This window comes from Leisingera sp. JC1, from assembly GCF_001679925.1.
Classification (GTDB): domain Bacteria; phylum Pseudomonadota; class Alphaproteobacteria; order Rhodobacterales; family Rhodobacteraceae; genus Leisingera.
The window spans coordinates 66,165-89,397 of the sequence record NZ_LYUZ01000081.1; the positions used below are offsets into that span (position 1 = coordinate 66,165).

Below are 23,233 nucleotides of genomic sequence, written 5' to 3' on the forward strand. Positions count from 1 at the left end.
GCGACATGGCTGTAGGCATCTTTGATTCAGGCCTGGGCGGGCTGACCGTCCTGGACGCGGCGCAAAAGCGCCTGCCGGATGTGGATTTCCTCTATTACGGCGACAACGCCCGCGCGCCTTATGGCGTGCGCGATGCGGAGGATGTCTATCAGCTGACCAAAGCCGCCGTTCATGACATGTGGGACAAGGGCTGCGATCTGGTGATCCTCGCCTGCAACACCGCCTCCGCCGCCGCGCTGCGCCGGATGCAGGAGGGCGGGCTGCCCCAGGGCAAGCGGGTGCTGGGCGTCTTTGTGCCGCTGATCGAGGCGCTGACCGAGCGGCAGTGGGGCGACAACTCCCCTCCGCGCGAAGTTGAGGTGAAACATGTGGCGCTGTTCGCAACGCCCGCCACCGTCGCCAGCCGCGCCTTCCAGCGGGAACTGGCCTTCCGCGCCATTGGTGTGGACGTCGAGGCGCAGGCCTGCGGCGGCGTTGTTGACGCGATCGAGGACGGCGACATGATTCTGGCCGAGGCGCTGGTGCGCTCCCACGTCGATGCGCTGAAGCGCAAGATGCCGCATCCGCAGGCCGCAATCCTCGGCTGCACCCATTACCCGCTGATGGAACAGACCTTTCAGGAGGCGCTGGGGCCGGAGGTCAAAGTGTTCAGCCAGGGCAGCCTGGTGGCCGACAGCCTGGCGGACTACCTGACCCGCCATCCCGGCATGCACGGCAACGGTAAGGGCGGCTTCTATACCACCGGAAACCCCGGCCGCGTCAGCGACCGCGCGACCCAGTTTCTCCGACGGGAAATCACCTTTCAGGCGGCCTGATCGCAATCGCCCCGGAACCTTGTTCCAGGTCAAAGTGCGCCGCCGCGTTTCCCAATATTTCTCTCCGCAGATGGCTGCGGAACCGGCATATCACATCGAAAGACGAGGTCTAACATGACCCATAAAGTGGCTATCCTTGGCGCTTCCGGCTACACCGGCGCCGAACTGGTGCGGCTGATCGCCCAGCACCCGAACATCGAGATCGCGGCGCTGTCCGCCGACCGCAAGGCCGGCATGACCATGGCCGAAGTGTTCCCGCACCTGCGCCATATGGAGCTGCCGGTGCTGTGCAAGATCGACGAAATCGACTTTGCAAACATCGACCTCTGCTTCTGCGCGCTGCCGCATAAAACCAGCCAGGAAGTGATCGCTGCGCTGCCCAAGGACCTGAAGATCGTCGACCTGTCGGCCGACTTCCGGCTGCGCGACCCTGCGGAATACGAAAAATGGTACGGCAATCCCCATGCCGCGCTGGAACAGCAGAAAGAGGCTGTTTACGGCCTGACCGAGTTCTACCGGGATGAGATCAAATCCGCGCGGCTGGTGGCTGGAACCGGCTGCAACGCCGCCACCGGCCAGTTCGCCATTCGGCCGCTGATCGCTGCGGGCGTGATTGATCTGGACGAGATTATCCTGGACCTGAAATGCGCCGTCTCCGGTGCCGGCCGCTCGCTTAAGGAAAACCTGCTGCATGCAGAGCTGAGCGAGGGCTACAATGCCTATGCCATCGGCGGCACCCACCGGCATTTGGGCGAGTTCGACCAGGAGTTCAGCAAAATCGCAGGCCGCCCGGTGAAGGTGCAGTTCACCCCGCATCTGCTGCCGGTGAACCGCGGCATCCTGGCAACCGTCTATGTAAAGGGTGACGCACAGGCGATCCATGATACCTTTGCCAAGGCTTACGCCGATGAGCCTTTCATCGAACTGCTGCCCTTTGGCGAGGCGCCGAGCACCCATCATGTGCGCGGTTCCAACTTCTGCCACATCGGCGTGGCGCAGGACCGGATCGGCGGCCGCGCCATCGTCTTTGCGGCGCTGGATAACCTGACAAAAGGAAGCAGCGGCCAGGCCTTGCAGAACGCCAACCTGATGTTAGGTGAGGAAGAGACCGAAGGCCTGATGATGGCGCCGCTGTTCCCCTGATCCGGGGGCGGCGCTGGCTTGGGCTTGAATTGAGGACACCATGAAGAACCTGAAGAAACAGCGCCGTATCCAGGTCATCGCGGTTGCCGCGGTGGCCCTGATCGTTGCCACCGTCCTGATCGGCTATGCCATGCAGGACGGGATCAACTATTTCCGTTCGCCCAGCCAGGTGGCTGAAGCACCGCCGCAGCCGTCGGAGGTGTTCCGTATCGGCGGGCTGGTGGCCGAAGGCTCGCTGCAGCGCGGCCAGGGCGAGACCGTGCGCTTTGCCGTCACCGACGGCGGCGCCACGGTGCCGGTCGCCTATACCGGCGTGCTGCCCGACCTGTTTGAAGAGAACCAGGGCATGGTTGGCACCGGCAGCTACGTGAACGGCGTGTTCGAAGCTACTGAAATCCTGGCGAAACATGACGAGACTTACATGCCCAAGGAAGTCATGGACGCGCTGAAGGAACAAGGCGTTTATCAGGAACCCGAAACCTGATCGCGGCTCCGGAACGGAGCCCTCCCGCCCCAAAGACGCCTCCCTTCCCGGGGGGCGTTTTGCGTTGGGCCGGGCGCCGCGCGATGCTCGGCGCGGCAGTGCTCTGCAGGGGTGTTGCGTACCCTGCGTACGGTGGTGTCAGGGGTTCTTAGGTCCTGTGCGGCAGTATGGCCCAAACCGGAAAAGTGGTGAGGTGACATGCTGACAGTGACTGAGATTGCAGAACAGATCGTGGCGCGCGAAGGCGGTTTTGTGAATGACCCGGCTGATCCCGGCGGCGCCACCAAACACGGGGTGACCATCGGCACGCTGCGGCGGCTGGGGCTGGACCTGACCGGCGATGGGCGCGTGGGCATCGCGGATGTGCGGGCGCTCAGCCGGGCGCAGGCGGTGGAGATTTTCGTCCGCCATTATTACGAGGCGCCCCGCATCGCCAGCTTGCCGGCCTGCCTGCAAGCGACTGTCTTCGACATGTATGTAAACGCCGGCAGCAATGCGGTGCGCATCCTGCAGCGGCTGCTGAACGAAATGGGGTTTGGCGTGGTTGTGGACGGCGCCATTGGCCCGCAGACGGCATCGGCGGCAGAGCAGGCGGCCTTGGTTGACGCAGACGCCTTGCGCGACGCCTATGGCATTGCCCGAAGAAATTACTACTTCCGCCTGGCAGACCGCCGCGCCGCCAGCCGCAAATTCGCCCGCGCCCGCGACGGTACCAAGGGCGGCTGGATCAAGCGGGCGGAGGAATTCATCTCTGCCCAGTACCACCTGAGCCGGCAGGCCTTTCAGCGGAGGACCGCAGAATGGGGCTGATCACGGATGTGCTGGGATTGATTTTCGGAAGCCCGCGCAATGCCTTGCGGGAAACTGTTGAGGTATTCCGGGAAAACGCCGAAGCCGGCGCCGCCCGGGCGCATGAGATTCAAAGCGCTGCGCTGAGCCAGCTGGCAGCCGAATTCCAATACGGCGGCAAAAGCCGGTTTGACCGGTTCATGGATGGCGTGAACCGGCTGCCGCGTCCCTTGCTGGCGCTTGGAACCCTTGCGCTGATGGGGGTAGCTCTTACAGATCCGGTCTGGTTTGCTGCAAGAATGCAAGGCCTGGCGCTGGTGCCGGAACCCTTGTGGTGGCTGCTGGGGGTCATCGTCTCCTTCTACTTCGGAGCGCGCCACCAGATAAAAAGCCAGGAGTTTCAGCAGGGACTGGCTGCCAGCATGGCCCGGGCGCCGCAGGTGGCCCGCAACATCGCGTTGCTGGAAAGCGTGCGGGCAGACTCGCCTGCCGCCGCCGCCACCGGCACCGATGCCGCAGCCCGGCTGGACGCCACCGAAACGGAGGTCAACCCGGCCCTGAGGGCCTGGAAAGCCCGCCGCGGCTGATCACAATTTGCCCTCTGCGGCGGCGTGGCGCGGCGTTTGCCATTGGCCCTCCCGTCGGACAGGCGTATAGGAAAACCCAATCCTTTCAGAGCATGGACACCCCGGCACATGATCACAGAACTCGGACATTTCGCCCTAATTCTCGCCTTCATGATTGCCATCGTGCAGGCCATCATCCCCTTGATCGGCGCACATAAACGCTGGCCCGGCTGGATGGCCGTAGCGGAACCTGCGGCGCAAGCACAGTTCCTGTTCACAGCCTTTGCCTTTGGCGCGCTGATGTGGGGGTTCATCACCTCTGACTTCTCGCTGAAGCTGGTAACGCTGAACAGCCATTCGGCCAAACCGATGCTGTATAAAATCTCCGGCACCTGGGGCAACCACGAGGGCTCAATGCTGTTGTGGGTGCTGATCGTCAGCCTGTTCGGCGCCATGGCCTCGGTCTTTGGCGGCGGGCTGCCGCCCACGCTCAAGGCGCGCGTTTTGTCGGTTCAGGCGGCCATCGGCGTGGCCTTCTTTGCTTTCATCCTGTTCACCTCCAACCCGTTTCTGCGCCTCACGGTGCCGCCGTTTGACGGGCAGGACCTGAACCCGCTGCTGCAAGACCCGGGCCTCGCCTTCCACCCGCCGTTCCTCTACCTCGGCTATGTGGGCCTCAGCATGGCGTTCTCCTTTGCCGTTGCCGCCCTGATCGAAGGCCGCGTCGACGCAGCCTGGGGCCGCTGGGTGCGGCCCTGGACGCTGGCGGCCTGGGTGTTCCTGACCATCGGCATCGCACTGGGGTCCTGGTGGGCTTATTACGAGCTGGGCTGGGGCGGTTTCTGGTTCTGGGACCCGGTTGAGAACGCTTCTTTCATGCCCTGGCTGCTGGCAGCCGCGCTGCTGCACTCTGCCATCGTGGTGGAGAAGCGCGAGGCGCTGAAAAGCTGGACCATCCTCCTGGCGATCCTCGCCTTCGGCTTCTCGCTGATCGGCACCTTCATCGTGCGCTCCGGCATCATCACAAGTGTGCACGCCTTTGCCAACGACCCGGAACGCGGGGTGTTCATCCTGTTCATTCTGGCCTTCTTCACCGGCGGTGCGCTGACGCTGTTTGCAGCCCGCGCCCAGGCGATGGAGGCCAAGGGGCTGTTTGGCATGGTCAGCCGCGAAACCGCGCTGGTGGCCAACAACATCCTGCTGGCGGTCAGCTGCTTTGTGGTGTTCTTCGGCACTGTCTGGCCGATCGTCGCCGAGATGGTTTTTGACCGCAAGCTGAGCGTCGGCCCGCCGTTCTTCAACTCTGCCTTCACCCCGTTCATGGTTGTGCTGGGCCTGATCATGCCGGTTGGCGCCATGCTGCCGTGGAAGCGCGGGCGGATTGGCCGGGTGGCCTGGCAGCTGCGCTATGTGTTCCTGCTGGCGGTGTCGATGGGCGTGCTGGCCTGGGCGATGCAGACCGGGCGGTCCGCCCTGGGTCCGGTGGGGCTGTTCCTCGGCTCCTGGATGGTCTTTGGCGCGCTGGCCGACCTGTGGCTGCGCAGCGGCAAGTCAAGCCGCCTTGCGCGCATGCTGCGGCTGCCGCGGGCGGACTGGGGCAAGGCGGTGGCCCATGGGGGCCTCGGCATCACCATCTTTGCCATTGCGGGCCTGACCGCCTGGGAGCAGGAGGACATCCGCGTGGCCCGTATTGGCGAGCCGTTTGAGGTAGGCGCCTTCAGCCTGAAACTGACGGATGTGAGCCGCGAGCAGGGGCCGAACTATTTCACCACCAAGGGCCGGGTCGAAGTGACACGCAACGGAGCCCCTGAGGCGGTGATGTTCCCGGAAAAGCGGGATTACCCGGTTGCTAAGATGCCCACAACCGAAGCCGCGATCGACTACCGTGTCACCCGTGACCTCTATGTTGTGCTGGGCGACCAGCAGGCGGACGGCAGTTGGACCATGCGGACCTATATCAAGCCCTTTGCCAACTGGATCTGGGCGGGCTGCATCCTGATGGCGCTTGGCGGGCTCCTCAGCCTCAGCGACAGGCGGTTCCGGGTCGCGGCGGGCGCGCGCAAGACACCTTCGGCGGGAGTGCCAGCGGAATGAAACAGATGCGTTTTCTGATCCTTGCGCTGGCAGCGCTGATGGCGTTTGCCGTTATTGTTCCGGCGCCGGTGCTGGCGGTGGAGCCGGACGAAGTGCTGGAGGATCCGGCGCTGGAGGCCCGCGCCCGCGACTTGTCAGAAGGCTTGCGCTGCCTGGTCTGCCGTAATGAGAGCATTGATGAATCCAACGCTGAACTGGCGCGCGACCTGCGCGTCCTGCTGCGCGAGCGGCTGGTGGCCGGCGACAGCGACCGGGAGGCGATTGACTTCATCGTCGACCGCTATGGCGAGTATGTGCTGCTGAAGCCCACGGCACACGGGGCCAACCTGCTGCTTTGGGCGGCTGGCCCACTCATGCTGCTGGCGGCGCTGGTGATCGGGATCTTCTATATCCGGGGCCGGGCGCGCGCGCCCAAGGCGGCGGAGCAGCGCCTGAGCGCTGAAGAGCAGGAACGGCTCAAGAAAATCCTGGAGGATTGACGCCGGGTCTGGCTTTCCGGCCCGCGCGCTTTGCGTCACCATGCCCGCCAACCGGCTGCGCGTGCGGACTGACCGCGCGGCCCAAGGCTGACTTTAGGTAGGGCATTTCGATGGAATACAAGGAAATCCTGTTTTCACTGCAGGACGGGCTGGCGGTGATCACGCTGAACCGGGAAGCGCGCAAGAACGCGCTGACCAGCCGGATGCGGTCGGAGATCACCCATGCGATGCGGCTGGCCGCGGGCGAGGCGCGCGCGGTTGTGCTGACGGGCGCAGGCGATGCCTTCTGCTCCGGTCAGGACCTGAGCGATGCCGGCAGCCAGGGCAAGCTGGATCTGGAACGCACCCTGCGGGACGAGTATCTGCCGATGCTGCAGGCGATCTATGACTGCCCTGTGCCGGTGGTTGCCGCGGTCAATGGCGCCGCAGCCGGGGCCGGCGCCAACCTGGCGCTGGCGGCGGATGTTGTGATTGCCTGCGAAAGCGCGTTTTTCATGCAGGCCTTTACCAAGATCGGCCTGATCCCCGATGCCGGCGGCACTTGGTTCCTGCCGCGCCAGATCGGCCTGGCCAAGGCCACCGGTGCGGCGCTGTTTGCGGACCGCATCAGCGCGCAGCAGGCCAGCGATTGGGGCATGATCTGGGAAGCGGTTCCGGACGCCGATTTCGATGCCCATTGGCGCGCGCGTGCAGCCTATCTGGCCGAAGGCCCGACCAAGGCCTTGGCCGCAACCAAAACCGCCCTGCGCGACAGCTATGGCCGCACATTGGCAGAGCAGCTGTCGGAAGAGGCGCATCTGCAGGGTCAATGCGGCAAGACCCGTGATTTCCTGGAAGGCGTGACCGCGTTCATGGAAAAACGCCCCGCGAAATTCGAGGGGCGCTGACGCCCTTCTGAGACTGCGGGGATAGCCCTGGCACCGGGAAACGCTTTTTGCTGCGTTTCCCGGCAAACCCGGCCCCGGTTAAACAATTACTTCCAAACAAAAAAACGCCCCGCAGTTTGCGGGGCGTTTGTCATCTAGTGCCGGCTGCTTAGCGCTGTTCGATGTCGATGTAGTCGCGCATGGTTTCGCCGAGGTACAGCTGGCGCGGGCGGCCGATCTTGTTTTGCGGGTCGGCGATCATTTCCTTCCACTGCGAGATCCAGCCGACGGTGCGCGACAGCGCGAAGATCGGGGTGAACATCGAGGTCGGGAAGCCCATCGCTTCCAGGATGATGCCGGAGTAGAAGTCGACGTTCGGGAACAGCTTCTTCTCAATGAAGTAGGGATCGTTGAGCGCGGTCTGCTCCAGCTCCTTGGCAACCTGCAAGAGCGGGTTGTCCTCGACACCCAAGAGTTCCAGAACCTCGTCCGCGGACTGTTTCAGCACCTTGGCGCGCGGGTCGGTGTTCTTGTACACGCGGTGGCCAAAGCCCATCAGGCGGAACGGGTCGTTCTTGTCCTTGGCGCGGGCGATGTATTCCGGAATGCGGTCGACGGTGCCGATTTCCTTGAGCATCTCCAGGCAGGCCTGGTTGGCGCCGCCGTGGGCCGGACCCCAGAGGCAAGCGATGCCGGCTGCAATACAGGCGAACGGGTTCGCTCCGGAGGAAGACGCCAGGCGCACGGTGGAGGTCGATGCGTTCTGCTCGTGATCCGCGTGCAGGGTCAGGATACGGTCCATAGCCCGGCTAAGGATCGGGTTCACATGGTATTCCTCGGCCGGCACCGAGAAGCACATGTGCAGGAAGTTGGCCGCGTAATCGAGATCGTTGCGCGGATACACAAACGGCTGGCCGATCGAATACTTATAGGCCATCGCAGCGATGGTCGGCAGCTTGGCGATCAGGCGGACCGCGGCAACCTCACGCTGCCAGGGGTCGGTCACGTCCAGCGAGTCGTGGTAGAAGGCCGACATTGCGCCGACAACGCCCACCAGGGTCGCCATCGGGTGCGCATCGCGGCGGAACCCGCGGAAGAAGTTGTGCATCTGCTCATGCACCATGGTGTGACGGGTCACACGGGTCTCAAAATCCTCCAGCTGGGCTGCGGTCGGCAGTTCGCCGTAAAGCAGCAGGTAGCAGACCTCGAGGTAATGAGACTTGGAGGCCAGCTGGTCGATCGGGTAGCCGCGGTGCAGCAGCTCGCCCTTGTCACCGTCGATATAGGTGATGGTGCTGTCGCAGCTGGCGGTGGAGGTGAAGCCCGGATCGTAAGTGAACACACCTGCCTTTGCATAGAGCTTGCGGATGTCGAGAACATCGGGCCCGGCCGTCGGTGAGAAAATGGGCAGCTCGTAATTTTCGCCATTCAGCGTGAGCGTGGCTGATTTCTGTGTGTCGGTCATAAATGTCCCTTCCTGTTGCAGGCACGAAAGCTGCCCGGTCCGGGCGCACTCATGCGGGCAGCGCCTGCGCGGTTTCGCGCAGGGGTTGTCGTATCAAAACAGGCTTTACCGGGTGTAAAGACCGCAGTCAGCCTGTTGCGTCCTTGAGCCGGGCGAGGGTTTCCTCGCGGCCCAGAATCAGCATCATGTCGAACACCGAAGGCGTTACCGCCCGACCGGCGAGCACCGCCCGCAAGGGGCCTGCCAGCTTGCCGAACTTGGTATCATGGGCTTCTGCAAATCCGTTCAGAAGCGCCTCCAGATCGTCACGGACCCAGCTAGCATTTTGCAACTGCGGCGTCAATTCTTCCAGTATACCATCGGATACAGTAGTCAGGGCCTTTTCTGCCTTCGCGTCCCGGTCAAGAGGCCGTGAGGCAAGGATAAAATGCGCTTTTTCAAGAAGTTCAGGGAAGGTGCGCGCGCGGTCCTTGAGGCAATACATCGCACGCTCCAGACCTTGTGACTGCGCGTCAGTCAAAGCGGCTTCTCCGGCTGCCGCCAGATAAGCGCAGATTTCCTGCCGCAGCGCAGCATCATCGCTGATGGCTATGTGCTGGCCGCAGAGATTCTCCAGCTTCTTGGTGTCGAACCGGGCGGGGCTTTTGCCGATACCCGAAAGATTAAACCACTCTTTGGCCTGGCTGTCCGTAAAAAACTCGTCATCACCATGTGACCAGCCGAGACGCGCCAGATAGTTGCGCATGCCCGCCGCGGGATAGCCCATCGCCTGGTATTCCTGCGCGCCGAGCGCGCCGTGGCGTTTGGACAGCTTCTTGCCGTCGGCGCCGTGGATCAGCGGGATATGGGCCCAGACCGGCACGTCCCAGCCCATCGCCTGATAGATCATCATCTGGCGGGCAGCGTTGTTCAGGTGGTCGTCGCCGCGGATCACGTGGGTGACGCCCATGTCGTGGTCATCGACCACAACTGCCAGCATATAGACCGGGGTGCCGTCGGAGCGCAGCAGGATCATATCGTCGAGCTGATCATTGCGAATGGTGACGTCGCCCTGCACCTCATCCTGGATCACGGTGGCGCCGTCCTGGGGTGCCTTGATGCGGATAACGTAAGGCGCATCGGGGTGGCTGGCCGCATCCGCGTCGCGCCAGGGGGAACGGTAGAGGGTGGATTTGCCCTCCGCCTTTGCCTGTTCGCGGAAGGCGGCGATTTCGTCCTGGGTGGCAAAGCACTTGTATGCCTTGCCTTCGGCCAGCAACTGCTTGGCGACTTCGGCGTGGCGGTCTGCGCGTTCGAACTGGCTGATCACTTCACCGTCATGATCCAATCCCAGCCATTCCATGCCCTGCAGGATGGCGGCGGTGGCCTCAGGGGTGGAGCGTTCGCGGTCTGTATCCTCGATCCGGAGCAGGAACTTGCCGCCGCGGCCGCGGGCATAAAGCCAGTTGAACAGCGCTGTGCGAGCGCCGCCGATGTGCAGATAGCCGGTGGGAGAAGGCGCGAAACGGGTGACAACCGGTTGGGTCATGTGCAGGATTTACCTTTTGGAAACCATGTGAGGCGTAGAGTTTCCGCCTGTCTACCGGGCGAGACGGCGGGGGGCAAGCATGGGGCTTGGAACTGCAGTCAGCAACGTTCTGCAAGGCCAGCGCGGCAACCTGTTTCCCTGGGTGCCTGTGTATCTCGGCGCGGGCATAGGCGTCTACTTCAGCCTGAAAATTGAACCAGGCACGGCGGAAATTGCGGAACTGACCGCCGCTGTTTTGTTTTTCGGCGCCTGCGCTTTGATGCAGAGGCCATTGGCGTTTTTAGGCTGGGTTCCAGCGCTGCTGGCGGCGGGCGTGTGCCTGGCCTATGCACGTACCCATCTGGTGGCCGCCCCGGTTCTGGAATTCCGGTATTACGGTCCGGTTGAGGGGCGGGTGGTCGCGGTGGACCGTTCTCCCACGGATGCGCTGCGGCTGACGCTGGACCAGGTGCGGCTGGGCCGGGTTGCACCGTGGAAGACGCCTGCACGGGTCAGGATTTCGCTGAAAGGGCAGGCTGACCTTCCGCAGCCCGGATCACGGGTGATGACAACCGCACATCTTCTGCCGCCGCAGGGGCCGGTAGAACCGGGAGGCTTCGATTTCCGCCGCCACGCCTGGTTCAAGCAACTGGGCGGGCTTGGCTATACCCGCACGGCGGTGCTGCTGGCCGAAGCTCCTGGCGGCAGTAAGCCTATTGCGCAGCTGCGCAGATCGCTGGCGCATTATCTCCAGCAGGCACTGCCGGGCGAGACCGGCGGGTTTGCCGCGGCTGTCACTGCTGGAGATCGAAGTGGTGTGGGTGAGGCTACGCTGACCGCGTTGCGGCAAAGCAATTTGGCGCATCTTCTGGCAATCTCCGGCCTCCACATGGGGCTGCTGACGGGCTTTGTCTTTGCCACACTGCGCAGTCTGATGTGCTTGGTGCCCTGGATTGCGCTGCGCTGGCCGGTCAAGAAGCTGGCGGCAGGTGCAGCGCTGGCGGCGGGGTGCGGGTATCTGCTGCTGTCAGGCGGCAATGTCGCGACGGAGCGGGCGTTCGTGATGGTGGCGGTGATGTTCGGCGCGGTCCTGCTTGACCGGCGTGCGATCACCCTGCGGGCGGTGGCCGTGGCAGCGCTGATCGTGCTGCTGAGGCGGCCTGAAAGCCTGCTGAGCCCCGGCTTCCAGATGAGCTTTGCGGCCACTGCCGCCTTGGTGGCGGTGTTTGCCGCGCTCCGCGACGGGGCGGTGCCACTGGGGCCGCGCTGGCTGCGGCCCGTGCTCGCCCTGGTGATATCCTCTGCTGTGGCCGGCGCTGCCACCGCGCCCTTTGCCGCAGCGCATTTCAACACCATCCCGCACTACGGGCTGCTGGCGAACCTGCTGTCGGTGCCGGTGATGGGCACGATTGTGATCCCTGCCGCCGTGCTTGCGCTGTGCCTGGTACCGTTCGGGCTGGAGTGGATCGGGCTGGCGGTGATGCAATGGGGTATGGAATGGATCCTGTGGGTGGCCCGGACCGTGTCCGGCTTTGACGGGTCGGTGTCGCATGTGGCGGCACCGGGGCCTTGGGTGCTGCCTCTTCTTGCGGGAGGTTTCATTTTTGCAGTGGTCTGGAAGGGGCGGCTGTGGCTGACCGGGCTGCTGCCTGCCGCCTGTGCCTTAGCCCTCTGGTCCATGGGAGAGCGCCCGCACGTTCTGATTGCTGATTCCGGCGGGCTGATCGGCGTCATGGAAACCGAAGGCCGTGCACTGTCGCGGGCCAAGGGGCAGGGGTTCACAGCGGAAATCTGGCTTGAGAATGACGGCGATCCGGCAAGCCAGCCTGTTTCTGCGTCCCGCTGGGCCGCCGAATTGAACGGTTTGCCGGTCTGGCAGGGCGACAAATTCCGCCTGATACATGCGCCGGGAAAGCGTAAACTTACGACCGCAAGTGACTGTAAAAGCAGAGATATCGTCATTTCCACCGTGCCGGGCGGTGGCGGCTGTCTGCTGCTGACGCCAGAGGTGATGCGGCAGACTGGCAGTATCGCGCTGACCCGCAGAGGCGAGATGCTGACAGCGCGGGACGCAGCGGGCGAGCGGCCCTGGACCGGCTGGCAGCCGGAGGGGCGGGAAATCCGCCGCCTGCGGCAGCTGCTGAGTGGAGCTGGAGGTCAGTAAGTGCGGATCAGCCCGACAAGACGGCCCTGGACCTGGACCATATCCTCGGGATAGCGGCGGGTTTCATAGGCCGGGTTGGCGGCCTCCAGCGCAATCATGGAGCCTTCGCGGAAATACTTCTTCAGAGTAGCTTCCTGGCCTTCGACCAGCGCCACAACAATGTCGCCGTTATCGGCCGCAGAAGACTCGCGGATCACTACGATATCGCCGTCGTTGATGCCGGCCTCGATCATCGAGTCGCCTTTGACCTCGAGCGCGTAATGCTGGCCCGAGGGGGCTATCATACCGCCCGGCACTGCAACCTGATGCGAAACCTGGCTGATCGCTTCAATCGGCACACCTGCGGCGATCCGGCCCATGACCGGCAGTTCGACTGCCGCCTGGCGCAGCGGGTCTGCTGATGCCGGAGCCGGCGCTGCGGTTCTTGCCTGGCCGCCCTCAATCACCTTGGGAGCAAATCCCTGTGGATCACCTGTGCCTCCCAGGCTCTCGGGCAGGCGGATGATTTCGATGGCGCGGGCGCGGTGCGGCAGGCGGCGGATGAAGCCGCGCTCCTCCAGCGCTGTGATCAGCCGGTGGATGCCGGATTTCGACCGGAGGTCGAGTTCGGTCTTCATTTCGTCAAAACTGGGGGGCACGCCATCGCGCTGCAGGCGTTTGTGAATGAATTCCAGCAGTTGAAGTTGCTTCTTTGTGAGCATCGCCGCTCCCTCCGTGCCTCATGTTTTCTTTTGTTCTACGCATGTTCACGTTTTGTGTCAACACGGCTGTACCGAGGAGTTGCGGCGCCACGGTCGGAGGCCTGCGCCACTGGTGTGTGCGCTTGTGCAAAGAGGAAGCGGGATCAGATGGCGAGGTATTGCACCGTTTCGCCTGCAGCGCAGGCGCTGTCACCTGGCGCACGCAGTAGCAGGGCGTTGGCCTCTGCCAGAATGGTCAGCAGCGAGCTGTCCTGATTTTCAAAGGCGGTCAGCTGGCCGTTTTCGACCCGGGCCCTCATGTAATGTTCCCGTGGGCCGTTCTTCCCGAGAGGCTTGGCTAGAGTTGCGTCCAGCAGTTGCTGCGCTTCTGGCGGCAATCCGAGCATGGCCCGGATCATGGGGGCCAGGAAGACATGGCCGCAAACCATAGCGGAAACCGGGTTTCCCGGCAGGCCGACCATCGCGGCACTGCCCATCCGGCCCGCCATCAGCGGTTTGCCGGGGCGCATGGCGACCTTGTAGAAGCTGCGCTCCATCCCGAGGTCCTGCGCCACCTTGCCGACCAGATCGTGATCGCCGACAGAGGCGCCGCCGATGGTGACAACAAGATCCGCTCCCTCCGCCAGCTCAAACGCGGTGCGCAGGGAGCTTTCGGTGTCGCGGGCGATGGGCAGGATGCGGGCGCGGGCGCCGAGCGCCTCCAGCATCGCCTTGAGCCCGAAAGTGTTGGAGGCGATGATCTGATCCGGTCCGGGGGTGCCGCCGGGCATCACCAGTTCGTCGCCGGTGGAGATCAGCGCGACCTCCGGGTGGCGGGTGACAGTGACCGAAGGGACGTTCATTGCCGCTAGCAAAGCGATGTCTGCCGGCGTCAGCAGCCGGGGCGCGCTGATGGTCTGGCCATCGGTGAAATCACCGCCGCGGGGGCGGATATTGTGGTTGCTGCCGGGTGCATCGGTGATGGTGATGAGGTTGCCGTTACGGGTCACATCCTCTTGTATGACAACGAAACTTGCGCCTTCCGGAACCGGGGCGCCGGTGAAGATCCGCACCGCCTGGCCTGCGCCCACACGGCCAGCGAAAGCGTGGCCGGCTGCGGCCTCGCCGATCACTTTGAACATGGCGTGCAGCTCAACTTCGGCGGCGTTCACCGCGTAGCCATCCATGGCGGAGGCGGAGAACGGCGGCTGGTCGCGGCGGGCCTGGACGTTACGGGCGAGCACCCGGCCTGCGGCCTGGTCCAGCGGCACTTCCTCGGTTTCCAGCTGGCTGACAAGCGCCAGAAGATGCGCGCGGGCTTCGCTGACAGGGATCATTTATGCCTCGTMCCTGCCTGATTTTCCGCCGTCTTTCAGCGTCACACGAACACCGCCGATCTGCATTGCCTTGTCCACGGCCTTGGCCATGTCATAGACGGTAAGCGCGGCTGTGGAGACGGCGGTGAGCGCTTCCATCTCAACCCCGGTCTGGCCGGTGGTCTTGACGGTCGCCTCGACCCGCACGCCGGGCAGGTCCGGGTCCAGCGTCAGCTCCACCGCGACCTTGGTCACCGGCAGCGGGTGGCACAGCGGGATCAGGTCGGGCGTTTTCTTGGCGCCCATGATGCCCGCCAGGCGGGCCACCGACAAAACGTCCCCCTTCTTGGCGCGGCCTTCCGCTATGATATCAAAGGTTTCCTGCGCCATTGTGATATGGCCCTCGGCAGTGGCGATGCGCGAGGTTACCGCCTTGTCCGAGACATCGACCATGTGGGCGTCGCCCTTGGTGTCGAAATGGGTGAGGCTCATCCGGTCCTCCTTTACATCATGCCCGGCATCAGCGGGTTGGCGAGCAGCGCACGGGTGGCACCGGCGACGTCATCCTGGCGCATCAGGCTTTCACCAATGAGGAAAGTTCGGGCGCCGTAACGGGCCATGTCGCTGAGGTCCTCAGGCGTGAACAATCCGCTTTCGCAGACGATGGTGCGGTCTGCGGGCACCATGCGGGACAGCGTGCGGGTGGTGTCCAGCGTCGTCTCAAACGTCTTGAGGTTGCGGTTGTTGATGCCCATCAGCGGCGATTTCAGATTGCAGGCGCGCTCAAGCTCTTCCGCGTCATGCACCTCCAGCAGCACATCCATGCCCCATTCAAAGGCGCTTTCCTCCAGCTCCTGCGCCTGGGCGTCGGAGACCGAGGCTAGGATGATCAGAATACAGTCAGCCCCCAGCGCGCGGGCCTCTGCCACCTGGTAGGTGTCATACATGAAGTCCTTGCGCAGTGCGGGCAGGGAGCAGGCCTCGCGGGCCTGGGTAAGGAAGTCCTTGGCGCCCTGGAAGCTGGGGGTGTCGGTAAGCACCGACAGGCAGGTTGCGCCGCCGTCCTCATAGGCCTTGGCCAGTTCCGCCGGTTCGAAATCGGGGCGGATCAGGCCCTTGGAGGGGCTCGCTTTCTTGATCTCGGCAATCAGGCCATAACCTGTGCGGTTGGCTTGCATCAGGCTGTCTGCAAAGCCGCGCACCGGCGATGCTTCGCGCGCCTCGGCCTCGACCGCCTCGATCGGTTTGGCGGCCTTGTCTGCGGCCACTTCCTCAAGCTTATAGGCCTTGATCTTGTCGAGCACGTTTTCGGTCATACCGGCGTCTCCGTTCATGCGTTCCAGTCTATGGCAGTTTCACCACGGTCGGCGAGCCAATTGTTCACTTTCGAAAAGGGCCGGGACCCGAAGAAACCGCGCCGCGCCGACAACGGCGAAGGATGGGCGGTTTTCAGGATCAGGTGATCGCCCGGTTTGATATGTTTTTCAAGCTTTTGCGCCGCATTTCCCCAGAGAACGTAGGCGGTGGGGGTTTCGGACGTCAGTTCCAGCACTTGGTGCACCAGATGATGCCAGCCCAAGTGCTTGTGCCCGTTTGCTTCTCCTGTCGGAACCGACAGGGCGGTATTCAGAAGCAGCACGCCCTGGCGCGCCCAGCCGCGAAGGTCCGCATCGGGCCGGGTGGTGCCAAGGTCCTCCTGCAGCTCCTTGTAAATATTTGACAAAGATCGTGGAAGAGGGCGCACATGCGGCTCTGCTGAGAAGGCCAGCCCGTGAGCGTGGCCGGGCGTCGGATAGGGATCCTGACCAAGGATCACCACCCTTGTGTCTTCAGGCTGGGTCAGTTCCAGCGCCGCAAACCGCTGGTGAGCGGGCGGCAGGATTTCCCGGCCATCCGCTTCAATCGCGGAGGAGATCCCGGGCCAGGCAGTGCTGAAAAAGGGCAGGCCGGACCAGGCGCCCAGCCCTGCGGGCAGATTGGTCATGCGGCTGAGGTGATGCGGGCCAATGCTTCGACCTTGGCCTTGGCAGCACCGCTGTCGATTGACTCTGCGGCGCATGCGACGCCCTCCTTGAGGTCGGAGGCCTTGCCAGCCACCACCAGCGCAGCGGCCGCATTCAGCAGCACCGCGTCACGGTAGGCCGAGGGTGTGCCCTGCAGCAGAACGCGGAAGGCCATGGCGTTTTCCGCAGGGGTGCCGCCGACGATCTTGTCGAAGTCGTGCGCCGGCAGGCCTGCGTCTTCGGGGTGCAGTTCGACGTCGCGGATTTCGCCGTCTTCTTCCAGCGCCGAGACCCAGCTGACACCGGTGATGGTCAGCTCATCGGTGCCATCTGAGCCGTGGACCAGCCAGGCACGTTCGGAGCCAAGCGCCTTGAGGGTTTCCGCCATCGGCCGGATCATCTCACGGCTGAAGGCGCCCGTCAGCTGGCGTTTGACACCGGCCGGGTTGGTAAGTGGGCCGAGGATGTTGAAGATCGTACGGGTTCCGAGCTCAGCCCGGGTCGGCATTACATGAGCCACCGCCGGGTGGTGCATGGGCGCCATCATGAAACCGATACCGGCCTCATTGATTGCTTTTTCAACGACTTCCGGGCCAACCATCACGTTGATGCCCATCTGGGACTGCATGTCGGCAGTTCCGGATTTGGAACTGAGATTGCGGTTGCCGTGTTTGGCAACGACCACGCCTGCACCCGCTGCCACAAAGGCAGTTGCGGTGGAGATATTCAGGGTGTTCTTGCCATCGCCGCCGGTGCCGACGATGTCCATGGCACCTTCGGGGGCCTTGACCGGGTTGCATTTGGACCGCATCACGGCAGCAGCGGCGGCGTATTCATCGACGCTTTCGCCGCGGGTGCGCATCGCCATCAAAAGCCCGCCGATCTGGCTGGGCGTGGCTTCGCCCTCAAACAGGAGCGTGAAGGCCTTCTCGGCTTCTTCGCGAGTCAGTGAGCGTTCGGCGGCGGCGCCGATCAGCGGCTTCAGCTGGTCGCTCATGCCGGCACCTGCATCACGTCGAGGAAGTTCTTCAAGAGGGCGTGGCCATGTTCTGAGGCAATCGATTCCGGGTGGAACTGGACGCCGTGGATCGGCAGTTCCTTGTGCTGCAGGCCCATGATGGTGCCGTCTTCCAGCTCAGCCGTGATTTCCAGGCAATCAGGCAGGCTATCGCGCTCCACCACCAGGGAGTGATAGCGGGTTGCCTCAAAAGGTGTCGGCAAACCCTTGAAAACGCCCGTATCCTTGTGGTGCATCATGCCCATTTTCCCGTGCACGATCTCGTGGCAGCGCACCACCTTGCCGCCGAAGGCCTGGCCGATGGTCTGATGGCCGAGGCAGACGCCCAGCAGCGGCGTTCCGGTCTCCGCCGCAGCCTCCGTCAGGGCCAGGCAGATGCCGGCCTGATCCGGGTCGCAGGGTCCCGGCGACAGCAGGATGCCTGCGGGCTTCATCGCCATGGCTTCCTGCACATTGATGGCGTCGTTGCGGTGCACTTCCATTTCGGCGCCAAGCTCGCCGAGGTAGTGGACGAGGTTGTAGGTGAAGGAATCGTAGTTGTCGATCAGCAGCAGCATCTTGCGGGCTCTTTTAAGGGTGGCGGGCGGGGTGCGCGCCGCAGTATAGTGGTTGCAACATACTTGTTCAGGGATACGAGGCAGCGTCAAGGGCAGGAAGGGCGAATGCGGGGGCGAACCGGCACATGGTTCGCACTGGCAGGCCTGAGCGGCGCAGCACGGCAGAAAGATTGAGAGGCAAAACAGGCATGCGTGGATTTCTGGGCGGCGTGAGTGTCGGGGCTTTGCTGGCGGCGGGCGGACTGGCGATGCTGTCACTGTCGGTGCCACTGCCGCAGACGGCAGTCAAACAGGACCCAGTACCGGAACCTGCCGGGCAAACTGCGGGTGCAGCGCCTGAGGTGGCGGAAACTCAAGAGGCGGAGGCTCCGCAACCGGTTGCGCATGATCCCGGTGAGGCGCCGCAGATGCCCAATGGCGGCGGTGAAGAAGCAGTGGTTCCCGGCAATGGCCAGCGCGACGCCGACCTGGCTGAGGTTCAGCCCGAGGCACCCGGTGCAGAGGCCGCAGGGGATGACCTGAGCGCCCTTGCCGGCGCCGATACGTCCCCGGCAGACCAGCCTGCGGTTGGCCTTGTCACCGCAATGCAAAGTGCGGGCAAGCTTGCACCGGCAAAGGCTCCGGAGCCGGTGATGACCGCCGCCGGGCACCAGCCGCAGGCGGCGCTGCCTGCCGCCCCGGAGGCGCCAGGCAGCGAGAGTGTGATTGTAGCTTCAACAGAACCCGCAGCTGCGCCGGAAGAAAGCCCCGCGGCAGAGGGGCTTGGGACGGTTGAGCTGCCTGCGCAGCAGAAGCCCCCCGCGACAGCCGAAGCCCCTGTGTCCAGCACCGTACAGGTTCCGGATATCGGCACAGCGCCTGCAGAAATTACACTGCCGGTGATCGGGGCTGCATCTGGCATCCCGGCGGCCGCGGGCAGCAGTGATACCGATGAAAGTGCGGAACAGACTGCGGATTCGGAAGCCGCCGAACCTGCACCACTGACACCCAGCATCGGAACACTGGTTGTGCCGCTGACCGAGCGGGACAAGCAGGAAACCGGCTCTGACGGTTTTGGCGGCGAGCCTGTGGCCAATCCGTTTACCGCCAATGCGGAACCGTTCCTCAACCCCGAAGACCGTCCTTTGATGTCGATTGTTCTGATTGATGATGCCGGCGCAATTGGAGCGGAGGCCCTGGCGGAATTTCCCTACCCGTTGAGCTTTGCGATCGACCCGGAGGATCCTGAGGCAGCCGCGAAAATGGCTGCCCGCCGGGAGGCCGGTTTTGAGGTTCTGATGCTGGCGGACCTGCCGCGTGAAGCCACGCCGCAAGACGCGGAAACCTCCTTTGAGGTCTGGCGCGGCAAGCTGCCGGAGGCAGTGGCAATCCTTGAAGGTGTTGATACCGGCGTTCAGGGCAACCGCCCGCTGGCGGACCAGGTGGCGGCGGTGGCGGCTTCAGCCGGTTACGGCCTCGTGACCCAGGACAGCGGCCTTAATACCGTGCAGAAACTGGCGCTGCGCGACGGCGTGCCGGCTGGTGTGGTGTTCCGCGATTTTGACGGTGCAGGACAGGATCCGCGGGCGATCCGCCGGTTCCTGGATCAGGCGGCGTTCCGTGCCGGGCAGGAGGGCGCGGTGATCATGCTGGGCCGCCTGCGGCCCGATACGATCTCGGCTTTGCTGCTGTGGGGGCTTCAAGACCGGGCGGAGCGGGTGGCGCTGGCACCGGTCTCAGCCAGCCTGGATTCGCTGCTGCCCGAGAAGTGATCCCTCGCAAAGTGAAACGGCGCCCTGAACGGGCGCCGTTGCCTTCGGAAGAAGTGTTTTCACAAGAAAGAAGCGGGGTATCCCGCCATTTTGGGGTTAACTGTTGCCGTTTCCGGTAAAACGAGCGGCGTCGGCGGCAGCACGGCGGATGGCGTTGGATTTGTGGACAGTCTCCATGTATTCGGCCTCCGGGTCGCTGTCATAGACAACGCCGCCGCCGGCCTGGATATAGAGGTTCTGATCCTTGACGATGGCTGTGCGCAGAGCAATGCACATGTCCATGTCACCGCCGGCCGAGAAATAACCGACGCCGCCGCCGTAGATGCCGCGCTTTTCAGGCTCCAGTTCGTCGATGATTTCCATCGCCCGAACCTTGGGCGCGCCGGAGACAGTGCCAGCGGGCATGCCGGCAAAGAAGGCATCCAGCGCATCCTTGTCCTCTGCCAGCTCACCCACGACATTGGAGACGATGTGCATCACATGGCTGTAGCGTTCGATGATGAACTTCTCAGTCGGGCGCACGGTGCCGATTTTGGCCACCCGGCCAGTGTCGTTGCGGCCGAGGTCCAGGAGCATCAGGTGCTCTGCCAGCTCCTTCTTGTCGGCCAGCAGATCGGCCTCCAGCGCCTTGTCCTCTTCCGGCGTGGCGCCGCGCGGGCGGGTGCCTGCGATGGGGCGGATGGTGACCTCCTGCCCGAAGACGCGGACCAGGATTTCAGGGCTTGCACCCACCACCTGGAAACCGCCGAAATTGAAGTAGAACATGAAGGGCGACGGGTTGGTGCGCCGCAGCGAGCGGTAAAGCGCGAAAGGCGGCTGGCGGAATTCCTGGGTCCAGCGCTGTGCCGGCACCACCTGAAAGATGTCGCCTGCACGGATGTATTCCTTGGCCTTCTCCACTGCGGCCATATAGCCGTCCTTGGTGAAATTCGAGACCGGCGGGGAGACTTCGTGCGCGTCGCCGAGGTCGCGGCTTTCAGCAGGCATCGCGCGTTCCAGATCGCGCACCGCGTCCATTACCCGTTCGGCTGCCTGAGCGTAGGCCGCCTTGGCGGTCTGGCCGTCGCTGGACCAGACGGGGGACACTACGGTGACCTCGCCTTTGACGCCGTCCAGCACGGCAATGACCGAAGGACGCAGCATCAGCGCGTCGGGCAGGCCGAGCGGATCGGGGTTCACGTCAGGCAGGTGTTCGACCAGACGGATCATGTCATAGCCGAGGTAGCCAAAGAGTCCGGCCGCTGCCTGGGGCAGATCGTCGGGCAGGTCGATTTTGCTTTCGGCAATCAGCGCCCGCAGGTTGTCCATCGGATTGCCGTCCTGCGGGGTGAAGTCGTCCGCGTCGAACCGCGCCGAGCGGTTCAGGGCCGACTGCTCCCCGTGGCAACGCCAGACCAGATCCGGCTTCATTCCGATGATCGAATAGCGCCCGCGCACTTCGCCGCCGGTGACGGACTCCAGCATGAAGGCGTCCTTCTGGGCGCCGGTGAGCTTGAGCATCAGCGACACCGGCGTGTCGAGATCAGCGGCAAGGCGGGTGTAGACGACCTGGTTTTCGCCGGCCTCGTAGGCCTTGGAAAATGTGTCGAAATCGGGAGTCAGGGCCATGGATCAGGTGCCTTGGTTACTGGAAGTTCGCCTGCGCTGCGTTCAGCGCCTGCTGGTCTACACGGGGTTCGGCGCGGGTCTGGACGTCCTGCGCATAAGCCTGGAACAGTTCCTGCGCCAGAGCCTGGTCCAGTTGCGCCTGCAGCGCCTGGGTGAGCAGGTTCATGTCGTCGCTGGCTTCCGGCGGCAGGATGGCGTCAAGACGCACAACCACGGCTGAGTCCGCATCCTGCACCAGGCGGAAATCGCCGGTTTCCATTCCGAAAACATCAGCGACCAGGCTGGCCGGCACCGTGTCGATATAGGCCGTGCGGGTCAGGCCGGTTTCGGTTTGCACCTCAGCACCCTCGGCAAAGCTGCCTGCGTCTTCCGCCTGGGCCAGCAGTTCCTCACCCTGTTTCCGCAGGGTGCTGGCGCGGCGGTCGGCATTCCACGCGGTCAGAACCTTATCCTTGGCATCTGCGAACGGTTCCGGACGTTCCGGCAGGACATCATCCAGACGGATGGCAAACAGGCTGCCATCTTCCAGGAAACCGACTTCCGGAAAGTCCTCGGCGGTGACCGCAGCAGCTGCGGTGCGGAAGCCCTCATAGGCGGCGATGTCGTCGCTGCCTTCCTCAGTCCAATTGATCTGGGCCAGCTCCAGTCCGCTTTCGGTTGCCAGTTCCTCCAGAGTGGCACCGCCGGCCAGCATGTCGTCAATGTCCTCGGCCTGGGTTTCCACCAGGCGGCGGGCGCGGTCGGAGGCCAGTTCCTCCACCAATTCCGGCTTGGCGTCATCAAAGGTGGTGATCTGAGCCTCAAGCCGGCCGTTCACACGGTAGAGCGCCGGGCCGAGGTCGGAGGGCAGGGGGCCTGCCACGGTGCCCACCTCAGAAGCAAAGACATCAGCGCCGGCTGCGCCAAGGTCGCCCATGGTGACGTCGCCCATGTCGATGTCCTGAAGTGTCAGGCCACGGGTCTCGACCAGGCTTTCGAAGGTGGCGCCGCCGGTTTCCAGCTGCGCCTTGGCGCTGGCGGCGGCTTCCTCATCGCCAAACACCAGACGTTCGACCAGGCGGCGTTCCGGCACCTGATACTGGTCGGAGCGGTCTTCGAACAGGCGCTGCAGCTGGGCCTCGTCCACCTCGATCTCGTCCAGCAGCATCGAGGGGCGCAGGGCAGCGTAGGTGATGACCTTGGTTTCCGGCAGCATGAACTGGTCCTGGTTGGCCTCGTAGAAGGCTTCCAGGTCCGCATCCGTGGGCGCCAGGGTGATCAGCGCGATGTCAGACGCCATCAGCTGCACATAAGAAAAGCTGCGGCGGGCCCCGATGTAGCTGGTCAGGGTTTCTGTCAGGGTTTCGGGCATTTTGGCACCGGACAGCACCGCGCGCTGAACAATGGTGCGGGCGGCCTCGCGGCGCAGGTCTTCTTCGAACTCCTTCTCCGTCAGGCCGGCGTTGCGCAGGGCATAGCTGTAGGCCTCGCGGTCGAACTGGCCGTTCACGCCCTGAAAAGCGTCGATGGCGGCCAGTTCCTCGATCAGGTTTTCATCACCCAGCGACAGGCCAAGATTCTTGGCCTCGTGATCCAGTGCGGCAATGGAAATCAGGCGCCCCAGAACCACCCGGTCAAGACCAAAGGCGGTCATCTGCGCCATCGACATCGCCTGGCCGGTCTGTGCCTGCAGGGCGCGCTGTTCGCGCTGCAGTTCGCGCACATAAGTGCCGATGCTGACATCCTCGTCACCAACCTGGGCGACGGAGGAAGAGGAACTGGAGAAGTTCACGGCGCCAAAGCCGGCAAGGCCGACAATCAGCATCCCCATCAGGATCCAGACGAAGGTTTTGGATAGATGTTTCATGCCTGCGGCCATGATGCCCTCTTTATTGTTCTGCCGCGCAAGGGAACGCCCTGCAGCGGGAAATGCCGCTGACTGAATACGC

At 63.8% G+C, this 23,233-nt stretch carries 21 protein-coding genes; 10 read left to right on the top strand and 11 right to left on the bottom strand.

Annotated elements, in window-relative coordinates:
* Positions 1-5 precede the first annotated feature (5 nt).
* From A9D60_RS08355 to A9D60_RS08390, 8 genes are all read left to right on the top strand, one after another.
* Positions 6-815 carry a glutamate racemase gene (locus A9D60_RS08355; protein WP_065267152.1) on the top strand — a complete coding sequence of 270 codons (810 nt, stop codon included), beginning with the start codon at positions 6-8 and terminating at the stop codon, positions 813-815.
* Positions 816-929: 114 nt separating this feature from the next.
* The gene (gene argC / locus A9D60_RS08360) at positions 930-1,958 is read left to right on the top strand and encodes an N-acetyl-gamma-glutamyl-phosphate reductase (RefSeq protein ID WP_065267153.1); all 1,029 of its coding nucleotides are present in this window, start codon (positions 930-932) and stop codon (positions 1,956-1,958) included.
* A 40-nt stretch (positions 1,959-1,998) separates the two neighbouring features.
* Complete coding sequence (gene ccmE, locus A9D60_RS08365; RefSeq protein WP_065267154.1) at positions 1,999-2,442, top strand: cytochrome c maturation protein CcmE; 444 nt, start codon at positions 1,999-2,001, stop codon at positions 2,440-2,442.
* 198 nt (positions 2,443-2,640) lie between these two features.
* Positions 2,641-3,252: a holin-associated N-acetylmuramidase gene (locus A9D60_RS08370; RefSeq protein ID WP_065267155.1), complete on the top strand. Its 612-nt coding sequence runs from the start codon at positions 2,641-2,643 to the stop codon at positions 3,250-3,252.
* A complete protein-coding gene (locus tag A9D60_RS08375; protein WP_065267156.1) occupies positions 3,243-3,818 on the top strand; it encodes a holin family protein in 576 nt (191 codons plus the stop codon). Before A9D60_RS08370 ends, A9D60_RS08375 begins: the two co-directional genes overlap by 10 nt.
* 108 nt (positions 3,819-3,926) lie before the next feature.
* Entirely contained in the window at positions 3,927-5,891 is a 1,965-nt protein-coding gene (locus A9D60_RS08380) for a heme lyase CcmF/NrfE family subunit (RefSeq protein ID WP_065267157.1), read from the top strand.
* A 5-nt stretch (positions 5,892-5,896) separates the two neighbouring features.
* Positions 5,897-6,370, top strand: coding sequence for a cytochrome c-type biogenesis protein (locus A9D60_RS08385; RefSeq protein WP_065267359.1), 474 nt, complete (start codon positions 5,897-5,899; stop codon positions 6,368-6,370).
* A 110-nt stretch (positions 6,371-6,480) separates the two neighbouring features.
* Positions 6,481-7,257, top strand: coding sequence for an enoyl-CoA hydratase-related protein (locus A9D60_RS08390; protein ID WP_065267158.1), 777 nt, complete (start codon positions 6,481-6,483; stop codon positions 7,255-7,257).
* A gap of 148 nt (positions 7,258-7,405) precedes the next feature.
* Here A9D60_RS08390 and A9D60_RS08395 read toward each other — a convergent pair whose 3' ends face one another.
* Together A9D60_RS08395 and gltX are read right to left on the bottom strand one after the other, a co-directional pair.
* Positions 7,406-8,701 (bottom strand): citrate synthase, encoded by a 1,296-nt coding sequence (locus tag A9D60_RS08395; RefSeq protein WP_065267159.1) that lies wholly within the window; start codon positions 8,699-8,701, stop codon positions 7,406-7,408.
* Between the two features lie 127 nt (positions 8,702-8,828).
* Positions 8,829-10,229, bottom strand: coding sequence for a glutamate--tRNA ligase (gene gltX, locus A9D60_RS08400; protein ID WP_065267160.1), 1,401 nt, complete (start codon positions 10,227-10,229; stop codon positions 8,829-8,831).
* A gap of 79 nt (positions 10,230-10,308) precedes the next feature.
* Here gltX and A9D60_RS08405 point away from each other — a divergent pair, with 79 nt between their 5' ends.
* Positions 10,309-12,372: a ComEC/Rec2 family competence protein gene (locus A9D60_RS08405; protein ID WP_065267161.1), complete on the top strand. Its 2,064-nt coding sequence runs from the start codon at positions 10,309-10,311 to the stop codon at positions 12,370-12,372.
* Here the strand turns inward: A9D60_RS08405 and lexA are convergent.
* The 7 genes from lexA to A9D60_RS08440 all read right to left on the bottom strand — a co-directional run bounded on the left by lexA (position 12,366) and on the right by A9D60_RS08440 (position 17,946).
* Positions 12,366-13,073 (bottom strand): transcriptional repressor LexA, encoded by a 708-nt coding sequence (lexA, locus tag A9D60_RS08410; protein WP_065267162.1) that lies wholly within the window; start codon positions 13,071-13,073, stop codon positions 12,366-12,368. The genes A9D60_RS08405 and lexA overlap by 7 nt on opposite strands.
* A 143-nt stretch (positions 13,074-13,216) precedes the next feature.
* Positions 13,217-14,389, bottom strand: coding sequence for a molybdopterin molybdotransferase MoeA (locus A9D60_RS08415; RefSeq protein ID WP_065267163.1), 1,173 nt, complete (start codon positions 14,387-14,389; stop codon positions 13,217-13,219).
* Positions 14,390-14,860 (bottom strand): cyclic pyranopterin monophosphate synthase MoaC, encoded by a 471-nt coding sequence (gene moaC, locus A9D60_RS08420; protein ID WP_065267164.1) that lies wholly within the window; start codon positions 14,858-14,860, stop codon positions 14,390-14,392.
* Between the two features lie 11 nt (positions 14,861-14,871).
* Positions 14,872-15,684, bottom strand: coding sequence for an indole-3-glycerol phosphate synthase TrpC (gene trpC, locus A9D60_RS08425; protein ID WP_065267360.1), 813 nt, complete (start codon positions 15,682-15,684; stop codon positions 14,872-14,874).
* Between the two features lie 14 nt (positions 15,685-15,698).
* Entirely contained in the window at positions 15,699-16,352 is a 654-nt protein-coding gene (locus A9D60_RS08430) for a uracil-DNA glycosylase (RefSeq protein ID WP_065267165.1), read from the bottom strand.
* Entirely contained in the window at positions 16,349-17,368 is a 1,020-nt protein-coding gene (gene trpD, locus A9D60_RS08435; protein ID WP_065267166.1) for an anthranilate phosphoribosyltransferase, read from the bottom strand. The genes A9D60_RS08430 and trpD overlap by 4 nt, the downstream gene beginning before the upstream one ends.
* On the bottom strand, positions 17,365-17,946 hold the full coding sequence (locus tag A9D60_RS08440) for an anthranilate synthase component II (RefSeq protein WP_065267167.1): 582 nt from the start codon (positions 17,944-17,946) through the stop codon (positions 17,365-17,367). The genes trpD and A9D60_RS08440 overlap by 4 nt, the downstream gene beginning before the upstream one ends.
* Positions 17,947-18,134: 188 nt before the next feature.
* Here A9D60_RS08440 and A9D60_RS08445 point away from each other — a divergent pair, with 188 nt between their 5' ends.
* On the top strand, positions 18,135-19,697 hold the full coding sequence (locus tag A9D60_RS08445; RefSeq protein ID WP_065267168.1) for a divergent polysaccharide deacetylase family protein: 1,563 nt from the start codon (positions 18,135-18,137) through the stop codon (positions 19,695-19,697).
* Between the two features lie 96 nt (positions 19,698-19,793).
* Here A9D60_RS08445 and trpE read toward each other — a convergent pair whose 3' ends face one another.
* Positions 19,794-21,305: an anthranilate synthase component I gene (gene trpE / locus A9D60_RS08450; RefSeq protein WP_065267169.1), complete on the bottom strand. Its 1,512-nt coding sequence runs from the start codon at positions 21,303-21,305 to the stop codon at positions 19,794-19,796.
* A gap of 16 nt (positions 21,306-21,321) precedes the next feature.
* The gene (locus A9D60_RS08455; protein ID WP_065267170.1) at positions 21,322-23,163 is read right to left on the bottom strand and encodes a peptidylprolyl isomerase; all 1,842 of its coding nucleotides are present in this window, start codon (positions 23,161-23,163) and stop codon (positions 21,322-21,324) included.
* Between the last annotated feature and the right edge of the window lie 70 nt (positions 23,164-23,233).

What these genes read in the sequence shown, in the direction of transcription:
- trpC (WP_065267360.1), bottom strand. Translation starts at nt 15,684, where the DNA reads ATGACCGAAAACGTGCTCGACAAGATCAAGGCCTATAAGCTTGAGGAA.
- A9D60_RS08440 (WP_065267167.1), bottom strand. Translation starts at nt 17,946, where the DNA reads ATGCTGCTGCTGATCGACAACTACGATTCCTTCACCTACAACCTCGTC.
- A9D60_RS08445 (WP_065267168.1), top strand. Translation starts at nt 18,135, where the DNA reads ATGCGTGGATTTCTGGGCGGCGTGAGTGTCGGGGCTTTGCTGGCGGCG.
- A9D60_RS08355 (WP_065267152.1), top strand. Translation starts at nt 6, where the DNA reads ATGGCTGTAGGCATCTTTGATTCAGGCCTGGGCGGGCTGACCGTCCTG.
- A9D60_RS08455 (WP_065267170.1), bottom strand. Translation starts at nt 23,163, where the DNA reads ATGGCCGCAGGCATGAAACATCTATCCAAAACCTTCGTCTGGATCCTG.
- trpD (WP_065267166.1), bottom strand. Translation starts at nt 17,368, where the DNA reads ATGAGCGACCAGCTGAAGCCGCTGATCGGCGCCGCCGCCGAACGCTCA.
- A9D60_RS08380 (WP_065267157.1), top strand. Translation starts at nt 3,927, where the DNA reads ATGATCACAGAACTCGGACATTTCGCCCTAATTCTCGCCTTCATGATT.
- A9D60_RS08370 (WP_065267155.1), top strand. Translation starts at nt 2,641, where the DNA reads ATGCTGACAGTGACTGAGATTGCAGAACAGATCGTGGCGCGCGAAGGC.
- gltX (WP_065267160.1), bottom strand. Translation starts at nt 10,229, where the DNA reads ATGACCCAACCGGTTGTCACCCGTTTCGCGCCTTCTCCCACCGGCTAT.
- A9D60_RS08385 (WP_065267359.1), top strand. Translation starts at nt 5,897, where the DNA reads ATGCGTTTTCTGATCCTTGCGCTGGCAGCGCTGATGGCGTTTGCCGTT.
- A9D60_RS08375 (WP_065267156.1), top strand. Translation starts at nt 3,243, where the DNA reads ATGGGGCTGATCACGGATGTGCTGGGATTGATTTTCGGAAGCCCGCGC.
- lexA (WP_065267162.1), bottom strand. Translation starts at nt 13,073, where the DNA reads ATGCTCACAAAGAAGCAACTTCAACTGCTGGAATTCATTCACAAACGC.
- A9D60_RS08415 (WP_065267163.1), bottom strand. Translation starts at nt 14,389, where the DNA reads ATGATCCCTGTCAGCGAAGCCCGCGCGCATCTTCTGGCGCTTGTCAGC.
- argC (WP_065267153.1), top strand. Translation starts at nt 930, where the DNA reads ATGACCCATAAAGTGGCTATCCTTGGCGCTTCCGGCTACACCGGCGCC.
- A9D60_RS08390 (WP_065267158.1), top strand. Translation starts at nt 6,481, where the DNA reads ATGGAATACAAGGAAATCCTGTTTTCACTGCAGGACGGGCTGGCGGTG.
- A9D60_RS08405 (WP_065267161.1), top strand. Translation starts at nt 10,309, where the DNA reads ATGGGGCTTGGAACTGCAGTCAGCAACGTTCTGCAAGGCCAGCGCGGC.
- A9D60_RS08395 (WP_065267159.1), bottom strand. Translation starts at nt 8,701, where the DNA reads ATGACCGACACACAGAAATCAGCCACGCTCACGCTGAATGGCGAAAAT.
- A9D60_RS08430 (WP_065267165.1), bottom strand. Translation starts at nt 16,352, where the DNA reads ATGACCAATCTGCCCGCAGGGCTGGGCGCCTGGTCCGGCCTGCCCTTT.
- ccmE (WP_065267154.1), top strand. Translation starts at nt 1,999, where the DNA reads ATGAAGAACCTGAAGAAACAGCGCCGTATCCAGGTCATCGCGGTTGCC.
- trpE (WP_065267169.1), bottom strand. Translation starts at nt 21,305, where the DNA reads ATGGCCCTGACTCCCGATTTCGACACATTTTCCAAGGCCTACGAGGCC.